The organism is Flavonifractor sp. An112 (assembly GCF_904377885.1).
Lineage (GTDB): Bacteria > Bacillota > Clostridia > Oscillospirales > Oscillospiraceae > Flavonifractor > Flavonifractor avicola.
Genome location: NZ_CAJFGT010000074.1, coordinates 1 through 12,075 on the forward strand (window position 1 = coordinate 1; position 12,075 = coordinate 12,075).

Below are 12,075 nucleotides of genomic sequence, written 5' to 3' on the forward strand. Positions count from 1 at the left end.
GATGGACACCTTCCGGTGGGAAGTGGGCTGGCAGCCGCCCTTCACGATGTCGGGGATGACGAAAACCACGGTCTTGCCGGGAGCGGCCAGCTCCTTCAGGGGGGGCATACCCATGGGGTTGCGGATGGACTCCAGGGTGGCGTTGTACAGGCTGTCCCAGTCCTGGGGCAGGCACTCAGGGTCGGGCACGGTGGTGCCGGGGATAAACACGTCGGTGTTGTCGGGCAGCTCAGCGCTCATCAGGCCGTGGCCGTATTCAAAATCAAGCTTCATAGATGATCTCCTTATTGATGCAGATGGGTTTGGGTTATTACAGACCGTGGAAGAGCAATGGGGCCTGGGCCCGCAGACGCTCCAGCTCCTGGGGCTCGGTAACAGGCATAAACACAGACAGCAGAATGAAGAAGCAGCTGATGGGAGAGGTGAAGAAGGTGGCCCAGCTGCCCTTGGACACGATGAGGGCGCGGCGCAGGTTGGACTCGCACAGCTTGCCCAGCACCAGGCCGATGACCATGGGGGTCATGGGCATATCCAGCTTGGTCATAAAGTACCCGAAGATGCCCACGCCCACCATGAAGATGGCGTTGAAGGCGGAGTAGTCGATGGCGAAGGCGCCGATGACGCACAGGACCACCAGAATGGGCACCAGGGTGCTGGTGGGAACCCGGGTGATGTTGACAAAGCCCCGGATGAAGGCCCGGCCCTGAAGGTACATGAAGATGTTCACGATGATGAGGCCCAGCATAATGGTGTAGACCCATTCCCCGTGCTGGGTGAAGAGCTGGGGACCGGCGGCGATGCCCTGCATGGTGAGCGCGCCCAGCAGAACGGCGGTGTTGGTGTCGCCGGGGATGCCCAGGGTGAGCAGGGGGATGAGGGTGGCGCCGGTGACGGCGTTGTTGGCGGTTTCAGAAGCCACCACGGCCTCCTCGGAGCCGTGGCCGTACTCCTCGGGGTGCTTGGAGGTACGCTTGGCCTCGTTGTAGGCCAGGAAGGAGGAGATGGCCGCGCCGGTGCCGGGCACCGCGCCGATGAACACGCCCAGGATGCTGGACTTGAGAAGTACCATCTTGTACTTGAACACATCCAGGAAGGAGACCTTTTCTTTTTCGACTTTAACTGCTTTGCCGGTATCCTTGTTCATGTCCCGGGCTTTGGCCATGATTTCGGTGATGGCAAACAGGCCGATGAGCACGGGAATGGTGTCGATGCCGCCGGCCATCCGGTTGATGCCGAAGGTGAACCGGCTGACGCCGTCCATGGGATCGATACCGATACAGGAGATCAGCAGACCCACAAAGCCCATCAGCAGGCCCTTGATCTGGGATTTGCCGCCTACACTGGCGATGATGGTCAGACCGAAGAGGGAGAGGGCAAAATACTCCGAGGGCCCGAAGCGCAGGGCAAAGCTGGCGATGGGGGGCGCGGCGAAGATGAGGACTATACAGCTGAACAGACCGCCGATGGTGGAGGCTGCCAGCGCGTCATGAAGGGCCTTCAGGCCGTGGCCCTTCTGAGCCATGGGATAGCCGTCCAGAGAGGTGGCGGCCGACGCGGGGGTACCGGGGGTATTGATGAGAATGGCGGTGATGGAGCCGCCGTAAATACTGCCGCAGTACACGCCCAGCAGCAGCATCACGCCGGGGATGGAGGCCAGGCCGTAGGTCAGGGGGAGCAGCAGGGCCATGGCCATGGTGCCGGTCAGGCCGGGCAGCGCGCCCACCACGATACCGCCTGCCAGACCCACGTTGATCCACAGCAGGTTCTCCAGGGTGAACAGACTGCTTAAAACTTCCAAATACACAGTGTCATACCTCCTTTATGGCAGCCGGACGGACAGCAGGAAGGTAAATCCGGCCCAAATAACCACGGTCACCACATAGACGATGGGGTAGGCCCAGATCTTTTTGACCCGGAACAGAGCCAGAATGGCCGTGGCGGCCAGGAGGGTGGAGGGGAAATAGCCCAGGAACTCAAATATGGCGGAATAGACCAGAATAATGACTGCCAGGGCAATGGCACGAAGCTCATCCCGAAGCGCGGTTTTGCGCTCCTCATCGGTGGTATAGGTGGTTTTGGTGTCGCTTCCCGCGGCCTTGCGATGCTTGACCAGGGTAATGGCCAGCAGGGCCAGACTGAGGAGTACCATGCAGGTCCCGATGAAATAGGGGAAGACCCGGGGGCCCATGACGGATACGCCGGGGTCATCGATGGTCAGTGGAACGGAGATCAGCACAAACGCGCCAAAGATCAGAAAAACAAAGGAAGCGATCAGATCTTTCTTAAATTGGCTCATAGAAGTTCTCCTTTTGCTGGATTCCTTTCATGGGGAGCGGGCTTGGCCCGCTCCCCGTGAAAGAGGTGGAAAACAAGGGGGGATCAGGACTCACCGGCCAGCAGAGCCTGGTTGACGGCGGCCTCGTCCTTGATCCGCTGAACCATCTCATCGGTGGTCATGGTCAGGGGCAGCAGCTGGTTGGCGTCGCAGAACTCCTTGTACTCGTCGGTGGCGGTGATGGCGTTGAGGGTCTCGGTGATCTTGGTCACGATCTCGTCGGGGGTGCTGGCGGGCACCATGAGGAACTTCCACACGCTCATGGTCACGTCATAGCCCATCTCTTTAAAGGTGGGGATGTCCTTCAGGTTGTCGCGGGGGTCCCGCTCGTCGTTGAAGATGCCCAGAGCCACGGCGTCGCCGGACTCCACATACTGCATGACCTCGCCGGGGTGGCCTACGCACACGTCGATGTGGCCGCCCAGCAGGGCCGCAATGGTGGGAGCGCTGCCGTCATAGGAGATACCGGTGGCCTCCACGTCGGTCATGCCGAAGAACTGCTTCTGGGAGAGCTCCATCAGGCTACCGCTGCCGGAGAAACCGTAGGTGACGGTGTCCTTGGCCCGCAGGTCGTCGATGCTGGTGATGCCGGAGTTCTTGCCGGCGATCATGATGATGGGCTCGTTGGACAGGGCGGCCACGGGGATGAAGTCGTCGATGGTGTAGTCCACCTCGCGGACGTAGGGCTGGAGGGTAAACACGCCGATGGCCTCCTGGCACAGGGTATAGCCGTCGCCGGCGGTGTTCTTGAACTCGGTGGTAGCCACGGTGCCGCCGGCGCCGCCGCTGTTCTGTACCACCATGTTCACGCCGAAGTAATCGCTGCCGGCGCCGATCTCAGAGACGATACGGCACAGACCGTCGGAGGTGCCGCCGGCATCCCAGGGGCAGACAATGGTAATGGTGCTGCTGGGGTAGTTGTCGGCAGAGCCGCCGGAGCCGGTGTTCTGGGCGCCGTCTCCGGACTGACCGCAGGCGGCCAGAGGAAGGGCAAGAGCAAGAGCAAGAGAAAGGGCCAGTGCAGCGATTTTCCTTTGTTTCATGTTGTTCATCCTCTTTTCTGTGTCATTTAAATATTATTTTGCCGCATCCGCGGCGGGATTACAAAAGTTTGCAGGTGGCCTCCCACAATCCGTTCAGGTAGCACACCCCCATGGCCCGGTCGTACAGGCCGTAGCCGGAGCGGCCCTGTTCGCCCCACACCATCCGGCCGTGGTCCGGGCGGATGACGCCGTCGAACCCGTTTTCCCGGAGAATGCGGAAGAGGGCGGCCATGTCGATGCGGCCGGAGGCGCTGAGGTGGCCGCTCTCATGGAAGGATTGAGGCCCGTCCAGGGCCACGTTGCGGGCGTGGACGAAGGGGACCCGTCCCCGGCTGCACAGCGCCTGAGCGATGGCGCACACATCGTTTTGGGGACTGCTGCCCAGGGAGCCTGTACACAGGGTCATGCCGTTGGCGGGCAGATCCACGATACGGCAGATCTCCAGCAGGTCATCCAGGGTGGAGACGATACGGGGCAGGCCGAATACCGGCAGCGGCGGGTCGTCGGGGTGGATGGCCAGCCGGATGCCCAGCCGCTGGGCCTCAGGTACCACGGCCTGGAGGAAGTAGCGCAGGTTTCGCCACATTCCCTCCCGCCCCAGCTGGCGGTAGCGCTCCAGTAGATCCCGGAGCTGGTGAGACTGGGTGGAGAAGTTCCAGCCGGGCAGCTTCAGCGGTTGAGTAGCCGGGTCCATGGCGTCCAGCTCTTCCCGGCGGAAGGCCAGGGTGGTGGAGCCGTCCGGCAGGGGGAAGGCCAGATCGGTGCGGATCCAGCCGAACAGGGGCATGAAGTTGTAGCAGACGGTGTTTACTCCGTGCCGGGCCAGACGGGCCAGATTTTCGGCAAACTGGTTGATGTACTTGTCCCGGCCGGGCAGGCCTAGCTTGATGTCCTCATGGACCGGCAGACCTTCCACCACAGTGAAGTGGAGACCGGCCGCCTCAATCTGGCGGGTCAGCTCTGCCAGCTCCTCCTCCGGCCACAGCTCACCGGCGGGGATGTGGTAGAGGGAGGTCACCACCTCGGTCACCGGCGGAATCTCCCGGATGTGGTCCAGGGTGATGGCATCCGATGGACCGTACCAGCGAAAGCCGAAGCAGGTCATAGGCAGTCGCCCAGAATGGACCGCACGCCGTTCTCCACCACAGCCTCCTCCTCAGGAGTGAGGGCGCGGAAGGGGAAGCGGGGGGGACCCATGTGGAAGCCCTGCATCTCCAGCATCTTCTTGTGGGACATGATGGGCATGACCTTGCGGACCAGCCCCCGGAGCTGGAGCAGCTGTTTCTGGACCTGGCGGGCCTGGTCCAGACGGCCGGCCTGGTAGTGATCCCAGAGCTGCTGGCACAGGGCGGGGAATACCGCGGCCATGGCCACGATGCCGCCGTCGCCGCCCGACTGCAGGACGGGCAGCACCTGGGCGTCGTTGCCGGTGATCAGCTCAAAGCCCTGGGGCAGATCCAGACACTGAAACTCCTGGAAGGTGATGAAGTCCATGCTGCTGTCCTTCAGGCCCACCACATTGGGGCAGGTATCGCACACCTGCTGCATCACCTTGGGGGTGATGGGGTTGTGGGTCATGCCGGGGATGTTGTAGAGGTAGAGGGGCAGGGAGCCGGACAGCTTGGCCGCCTCCTGGAAGTAGGAGACCAGGGCCGCCTCATCGTAGGGGTGATAGTAGGGGGCGGTGACAGAGGCCGCGTGAGCCCCCTCACTTCTGGTCCAGGCAAACAGGTCGGCCATATCGGCCTTGTCCATGGCGGTGGTGTTGAAGAGGATAAAGGTGTCGTCAGCGGCCCCTTTGATGGCCGCGGTGAGCAGCTTTTTCCGCTCCTCCAGAGTCAGGTTGATGAATTCTCCCGAGGTGCCGCAGACGAACACGCCCCGGATACCGGCCTTGGTGATAAATTGGGTGAGTTTGGTGTATTCCTCGTAGTTGACGCTGCCGTCCGTGTGAAATGGGGTGAGCTGTGGGGCCGAGATACCCCGCAGGCTGGGGGACTGTGACACGGAGACCGCCTCCTTTCCTTGATGCGGTGAGAGATCGGGGCTTAGTCCAGAATGGCGCCTTTAGCGGCCGGCTCCACGTGCTTGGCATAGCGGGACAGATACCCCTCGGTGACCTTGGGCTGGTGGGGGGGAAGAGCGGCCAGACGGGCGGCCAGCTCGTCGTCACTGAGACGGACGGAGAGGGTACCGGCGTCGATGTCGATCTCAATGATATCGCCGTCCCGGACTGCCGCGATGGGGCCCCGGCGGGAGGTCTCGGGAGAGACGTGGCCAATGCAGGGACCGCGGGTGGCGCCGGAGAAGCGCCCGTCGGTGACCAGGGCCACCGACTCGGCAAAGCCCATGCCCACCAGCGCGGCGGTGGCGGTGAGCATTTCCCGCATACCCGGGCCGCCCTGGGGGCCCTCGTTGCGGATGACAATGACCTCGCCGTGCCGGATGCCGCCGCCGTAGATGGCCTTGACGGCGTCCTCCTCACACTCAAAGCAGTGGGCCGGGCCGCTGTGCTTGCGCATCTGGGCCGCCACGGCGGACTGCTTGACGACAGCGCCGTCGGGGGCCAGGTTGCCCTTGAGGACGGTAATGGAGCCGTGGTCGCTGTAGGCCTGCTCCACCGGGTGGATGACCTCCGGGTTGTGCTCTACCAGGTCCGCCACGTTCTGGCGGTGGGTGCGTCCGTTGACCGTCATCTGGTCCAGATCGATGAGTCCGTCCAGCTCCCGCATGACCGCGCCCACGCCGCCGGCCTGATCCAGATCCAGCATGGTGTGGGTGCCGGAGGGCTTGATCTTGGCCAGGTAGGGGGTGTCGGCGGACAGACGGCCCATGTCCTCCAATGTCATGGACAGGCCTGCCTCATGGGCGATGGCGGGCATATGCAGGGTCATGTTGGTGGAGCCGCCCACGCTCAGACCCACCCGCACGGCCAGCTCCAGCATCTTCTGGGTTACGATGTCCCGGGGGCGGATATTCTTCTCCACCAGACGAACCACAGCCTTGCCGCTGAGCTTGGCCACCCGGTTCTTCTTGCCGCTGACGGCGTGGGCGCAGGCGCTGCCCGGAAGGGTGAGGCCCAGGGCCTCCGCCACCACCGACATGGTGTTGGCCGTGCCCATCATGGCACAGGAGCCGGGGGTGGGAGACATGAGTCCCTCCATGTACTCATATTCCTGGCGGGAGAGCTCTCCACGGGTGAGCTTACCGGCCATTTCCTTGAGCTCGTAGGTAGCGTAGGTGCGGCCCTTGTAGACGGCGGGCATCATGGGGCCGCCGGTGACGATGACCGTGGGCAGGTTGACCCGCAGGGCCGCCATCAGCATGGCGGGCACGATCTTGTCACAGCCGCCGATGAGCACCAAACCGTCCAGCTGGTGGCCGGCGGCGTACACGTCGATGGAGTCGGCGATGATCTCCCGGCTGGGCAGCACGCTGCACATACCCACGTGGCCCTGGGAGAAGCCGTCGCAGATGGAGATGGTGTTGACCTCGAAGGGGATGCCCCCCGCCTCCAGAACGCCGTCCCGCACCAGCTTGCCCAGCCGGTCCAGATGGACGTGGCCGGGGTGCATCTCGTTATAGGTGTTGATGACGCCGATGAAGGGCTTGGACAGGTCCTCATTGTCCAGCCCCATGCCCCGCAGATGGGCCCGGGGGCCTGCCATACTCAGACCGTTTACCACCTTGGAACTGGGATACTTGGGATCTTTATAAATGAGATCCAGTGTCTCTTCCATGGAAGCTGCCTCCTTGTATCAGGATGATTTGGAAAGCTGGATGGGATAGCTGCATCCCAGCTTTTCGGTGATTCGGGCCGCGCACTGGAGCAGCTCCCTGCCGTAGGAGAGGGCCTTTTCCAGCGAAAAGCGGTAGTCGGGCGCGGCAATGCTGATGGCGGCCGGTGCCTGGTTGTCCACATCGAAAATAGGAGCGGCGATGCAGACCACGTCGGTGTGGTGTTCGTGGTTGTCCACGGCGTAACCCTGAATCCGGATGACCTCCAGCTCCCGCAGGAGACTCTCTGGATCGGCCAGGGTCTTGGAGGTGTACCGGGTCAGTTCGGTGTGCTCCAGATAGTTTTTCAGCCAACTCTCCGACTTCCAGGCCAGCAGGGCCTTGCCGCTGCTGGTGCAGTGAAGAGGAATGCGCTTGCCAACGGCGGAGTGGAGGCCCACCGAGTTCTTGGCGCCCAGTTTGGCCAGATAGACCGCCTCCCGGTCCTCTTCTCCAATCAGGTGGATGGTCTCCAGACTCAGGTTGTTCAGATAGGTCATCTCCGCCTTGGCCGCCTCATAGAGGAAGTTGGTCTTTTGCAGCTGAAGGGCCAGCAGACGGGCCTCGAAGCCCACACGGTAACATTTCCGGGCGTCATCCTTTATTACAAAGCCGCAGTGCTGCATCTCCTGGAGGATGCGGTGGGTGGAGCTGGGCGGAATACCGGTCATGGCGGACAGCTTGGCCAGGGGAACCTCTTCCTCGCTCTCTGCCAGAGCAACCAGCAGCTGCAGCGCCTTCATGGAGCTGTACATCCGCATCATTTCGTGCAGTTCCTTGCCCCAATGCATACAGAAACCTCCTTCGCATGGGATTCTATATATGGAAAATTGTATTTATATCTGGTTTTCTAATTGCATGGTACACTCTCCCGAAATTGATTTTAAGTGAGAAAAGATACCAGATTATTCTAGAAAATGGATATTTAAAAGGGGATTTTAAATATAGAAATGAGACCAAATAAAAAGGGAGGATTTCCTCCCAGGCGCATTCTAAATACAGAAAGACAGTTCCAAATTGCACAAAAAGATCGGGTATATTTTGTCGCGGTGTATAAGTGAACTTTCACAAAAGAACGTGATGATAGAGTAAGGGGAATTAGGTAGTATTTCCAATGCGCTGCAAAAGAGGCCGGGGGGCTGTCTGCCGATTCTGAACCGGAAGATCTTGTCATAGTCTGTACCAATCAAATGGTAGGAGGTACGGGAATGAAGATCATTCTGCTGCGGCGAAAGCTGCTGGCGGTGCTGGCCTGTGTGTTGGCGGCCGCCGCCATGTTCTACATCGTCAATTATCCGGAGGTGGTAAGCGCGGCGGCTACCAAACGGCAGCTGCCCATCTACTGCGTCCAGCGGGACCAGAAGATGGTGGCTATCTCCTTCGACGCGGCCTGGGGTGATGTGAGATTGCGGCACCCGGGATAGACTCCGGGTGCCGCAATCCTTCTGAATCAGAAATAGTTCTGGCTGTGAAGTTCGTCAATGGCGTCTCTGATCTCACGGTCTGAGTATTTGGATCCTTTGATTTTCTTTACTCCAGGAAGTATCTGATCGGCATCTGTCGATTTCTTCGCTCTCTGAACAAACAAGGTCGTTGCAATCAATTCAAGTTTTGATGGAGTTTCGATTCCAAAATTACTGACAATTTCTTTACCATTCCGTGAAAGAATGCTGCCTTCTTTTTCACCCTCGTCGTTGACAGAAATAAGGTGTCCATAATCAGTATAATTTATATTCAACATCCCTTGAGATGCTAGGGACTGAACTTCATAATCTAAATCGGCGCTATAGGGTCCATAGAAATGAATAGTATAGTTAAATTCGGGGCCTACCCCGGCCTCTTCGAGCAAGTACACGATCTTCTGTAATGTCTTTTTACATGGCGCCTTCCCCGCGGTCCTTTCAAGGCTTCTTACTATGTCTAAAATCATTAAATCGTTTCCACTCATAACTGTATAAAAGTCTCCTTTCCCTGTGCTATCAGTATGCAGAAATTTGAGCTATGATTTCCTTCGCTTGTCCCGTGTAAGGCTTCGCAACATAAAGGCGATGAATGCTGATTGGTTTTACAATGCCTCCAAGAATCAGGGAATCTTCCATAATGTTGCGGGCATCTTTTGTGTGCTTATCGATAATCTTGATTTCCTTGCCGCTGTCGTCGTTCAACGCCCAATATATCGGTTGCAGCTTGTGAGCGGACTTATCCGCATCGTCAACGAAAACCGCATCTTCAGGGAGCTCGCGTTTTACAGCCGAACATATCATGCGGAATAGATTAGTTTCATTTTTATCTGCATGTGCTGATGTTTCGCGAACACAGGTCATGATTTCACGTTGCCTATATTTTGAGGCATTGGTAGTACGAGCAGATCTGATTTTATGATAGATTTCTGCATCATCTAGAGCTAAATATTCTTCCAATGTACTGGGGTACCTCCCCTCTGGCAGAACCTCCTTTAGAGCTTCTACCAGAAGATGATCAAGATAACGCCTGGTTTTGTGGAAGTAGACCTGAATAAACATAAAGTATCTCGCCAATACAAATTCTTCAAATGCTTGAATACCCCCACTATTTATTGCAAGCTGAAGAATTTTTTCTTCTGGCTTTTTATAAACAGTTAAAGTAGAGATAAAACGTTCCAAATCGTAAGTACCGTAGCTTACTCCACAATAATGGGAATCCCGGAGAAGATAGTCCATCTTATCACAGTCCATTTCTCCGTCCATGAAGCTTTTCAGGAACATAAAATCAGGCCAAATGTAGTCATCGTCCCATATGTGGTTTTTAGGGTCTTCCCCATAGATCTTCCACAGTAGCTGAGGGGTGATTCCATACTGTTCACCATATATTCTTTGGAATGACTCCCCGATTTCATTGATATAATCGGCAATTTCGGTTTGTTCAATAATGTCCTTTGTATAATCCTCATGTTCCTTTCCGGCCGCAAAAAGGGCTTCAGATGCATGAGAAAACGGCGCATGTCCCAAATCATGTGTCAAGGCAATGAGTCTAAGTATTTGAAGGTACCATGCAGTGACCACTTTGTTCTCTTCGGGATCTTCCCGAAAGAGCAAAGGGTTCTTTTCCGTAACTGCCTTAAACGCACGCGTTGCTAGATGCATAACACCTATGGAATGTCCGAACCGTGTATGCTCCGCTCCGTGGTAAACCAGATAGGTAGTTGCTAATTGCTTAATATTTCTTAGCCTTTGGAAGGGACTGGAGTCTATAATTTTCTGCTCCTGCCTGCTCACTTCTATAAATCCATGGATAGGATCTCTATAATGAGGCAAAATCATCACCCTTTTGAAGAAATTTTAGCGTTTAATTTTATTATAATTCCTCTCGATTTTTTAGGCAATAGATAAAGAAAATTACTTGATTATTATTTGCGAACAATTGTCCGATTTATTTCAATATACATTGGAGACATGTGAGATTGCGGCGCCCGGAACCTTAGCGTTCCGGGCGCCGCTTCTTTTGCGCTGAAGATTTCAGCTGGTTATCCAAAGAGACGATACCAATCGAACATATGCCCATTTGCGGCAACATTCGTATTGAGGGGCATCGTGGAGGGAACCGCGTTCTCAAATGCGGCGTAGGCGCTTTTGATTGCTCCGTCCGGCGTTTTGAAATCGATGGCATAGGGATTGATGGTCATGGTTGTATACGCCCCGTCCGGATACTGGAATTCAGTATATCGGATCAGGCATGTGTAGCGATTTTGCTCAGGCTCGTAGTAATAGCCGTATACGGTATATGGATGGCTGTTGACCGTGTCAGGGGTGAGATAGTTTTCGCTATAATAGATGGCATCAGACCCGAAGAAGAAAAAATCCATCTCCGTGTCCGAATAATCGGGGGAGCCTTCATAAAATGTCAGGCCGCTCAGAGCTGCCTCTCCAGCGGCTTTTTGACCGCCGGTATGCAGGAACATATCCTCCAAATAGATGGACGGAACCTCCTGTTCAGACGCGCTGCCGTTTTCATAGGTCGTGGTATACGACTCCGTCCCGTTCACATAGCCGAAGCAGGTCACGGAGTCGCCCTCCAGAACAGGGACGTCGGTGTAGGCCATCACCGAGAAATAGATGTCCTTCCATGCATAATCATCTTTCACCAGAAATTCCGTAAAGCTCCCGTCCCGGCTGCACCACTCGACGGTCCCTGTCACACAGATCTCACGGGCACTGTCCGCATAACTGAAAATATTCCGGCACAGGTCGTCGTACAGTTCTCCGTCGCTGGAAACAGCGTGCTCATTGACAAAATTCAGTCCGTAGCGATAGACGTTAAACCGGTATTCCATCCGCTCCTCTGGCATATCGCTGCGCATAAAATAGGGCATATTTTCCTCGCCGGACATCAAAAGCTCCTGCCGTTCATCGGCGGTCATGGTATTGGGATCCACGGTCACCGGCGCGTCCTCGCTTCCGGTCGGGTCGGAAGGCGTGTTGGGATCCTCAACGGGCGTGCCGTCCTGTGAAATCACATCGCCAGTCATGGTTTCAGAATGATCCGGAGGCAGCGAGCCGGTATTTTGGGCGGCATCTTTCCCCCCGCAGGCCGGCAGCACGGCCAATAGAATCAAAACCATCATACAGCAGACTGCTCGCTTCAGTTTCATTTGATTGATTCCTTTCTCTGTCAGACACATTACGTTATTTCCAGAAGAGCCACCAGTTGGTCCATTTGCTGGACTTGGCGATCTGCTTGTTCAGCTTTGCCATCCGCTCGTTCTGCTGGACGATCTGCTGCGCGGCCGCATTGTTTTTCGCCATCTCATCGAGCTGTTTCTTTTGCAGATTCATGAGCTCGTTCATTTTGGCTTCGGACTCCAAAAGATTGAACGCCTCTTTGAGAGTATCCGCTCTCCTGGTATCAAAGTAATCAATGATAATCGCCAGAGACGCCGGATCA

12 protein-coding genes and 1 pseudogene are annotated in these 12,075 nt (G+C 56.9%); 1 reads left to right on the forward strand and 12 read right to left on the reverse strand.

Going from position 1 to position 12,075, the window contains the following annotated elements; genetic code table 11:
- The 8 genes and pseudogenes from IHN22_RS10495 to IHN22_RS10530 all read right to left on the reverse strand — a co-directional run.
- A pseudogene (locus tag IHN22_RS10495) lies at window positions 1–273 on the reverse strand (hypothetical protein); the annotation flags it as partial.
- A 37-nt stretch (window positions 274–310) separates the two neighbouring features.
- The gene (locus IHN22_RS10500) at window positions 311–1,804 is read right to left on the reverse strand and encodes a tripartite tricarboxylate transporter permease (RefSeq protein WP_191435221.1); all 1,494 of its coding nucleotides are present in this window, start codon (window positions 1,802–1,804) and stop codon (window positions 311–313) included.
- Between the two features lie 15 nt (window positions 1,805–1,819).
- Entirely contained in the window at window positions 1,820–2,296 is a 477-nt protein-coding gene (locus tag IHN22_RS10505) for a tripartite tricarboxylate transporter TctB family protein (RefSeq protein ID WP_191435223.1), read from the reverse strand.
- An 83-nt stretch (window positions 2,297–2,379) separates the two neighbouring features.
- The gene (locus IHN22_RS10510) at window positions 2,380–3,378 is read right to left on the reverse strand and encodes a tripartite tricarboxylate transporter substrate binding protein (protein ID WP_300986403.1); all 999 of its coding nucleotides are present in this window, start codon (window positions 3,376–3,378) and stop codon (window positions 2,380–2,382) included.
- 58 nt (window positions 3,379–3,436) lie between these two features.
- Entirely contained in the window at window positions 3,437–4,483 is a 1,047-nt protein-coding gene (locus IHN22_RS10515; RefSeq protein ID WP_191435227.1) for a mannonate dehydratase, read from the reverse strand.
- Complete coding sequence (locus tag IHN22_RS10520) at window positions 4,480–5,385, reverse strand: dihydrodipicolinate synthase family protein (protein ID WP_191435229.1); 906 nt, start codon at window positions 5,383–5,385, stop codon at window positions 4,480–4,482. Before IHN22_RS10520 ends, IHN22_RS10515 begins: the two co-directional genes overlap by 4 nt.
- Window positions 5,386–5,426: 41 nt before the next feature.
- Window positions 5,427–7,118 carry a dihydroxy-acid dehydratase gene (gene ilvD / locus IHN22_RS10525; protein WP_191435231.1) on the reverse strand — a complete coding sequence of 564 codons (1,692 nt, stop codon included), beginning with the start codon at window positions 7,116–7,118 and terminating at the stop codon, window positions 5,427–5,429.
- Window positions 7,119–7,136: 18 nt separating this feature from the next.
- A complete protein-coding gene (locus IHN22_RS10530) occupies window positions 7,137–7,946 on the reverse strand; it encodes an IclR family transcriptional regulator (RefSeq protein ID WP_191435232.1) in 810 nt (269 codons plus the stop codon).
- 417 nt (window positions 7,947–8,363) lie between these two features.
- Between IHN22_RS10530 and IHN22_RS10535 the strand changes: the two genes are divergently transcribed.
- Entirely contained in the window at window positions 8,364–8,579 is a 216-nt protein-coding gene (locus tag IHN22_RS10535; RefSeq protein WP_300986407.1) for a hypothetical protein, read from the forward strand.
- A gap of 26 nt (window positions 8,580–8,605) precedes the next feature.
- Here IHN22_RS10535 and IHN22_RS10540 read toward each other — a convergent pair whose 3' ends face one another.
- The 4 genes from IHN22_RS10540 to IHN22_RS12725 all read right to left on the reverse strand — a co-directional run.
- Window positions 8,606–9,103, reverse strand: coding sequence for a hypothetical protein (locus IHN22_RS10540; protein WP_191435234.1), 498 nt, complete (start codon window positions 9,101–9,103; stop codon window positions 8,606–8,608).
- Window positions 9,104–9,134: 31 nt separating this feature from the next.
- The gene (locus IHN22_RS10545; RefSeq protein WP_300986410.1) at window positions 9,135–10,409 is read right to left on the reverse strand and encodes an HD domain-containing protein; all 1,275 of its coding nucleotides are present in this window, start codon (window positions 10,407–10,409) and stop codon (window positions 9,135–9,137) included.
- Window positions 10,410–10,657: 248 nt separating this feature from the next.
- Window positions 10,658–11,782: a hypothetical protein gene (locus IHN22_RS10550; protein ID WP_191435238.1), complete on the reverse strand. Its 1,125-nt coding sequence runs from the start codon at window positions 11,780–11,782 to the stop codon at window positions 10,658–10,660.
- 34 nt (window positions 11,783–11,816) lie between these two features.
- Window positions 11,817–12,075: hypothetical protein (locus tag IHN22_RS12725; protein ID WP_207733079.1), on the reverse strand; the 259-nt coding region annotated here is incomplete at its 5' end.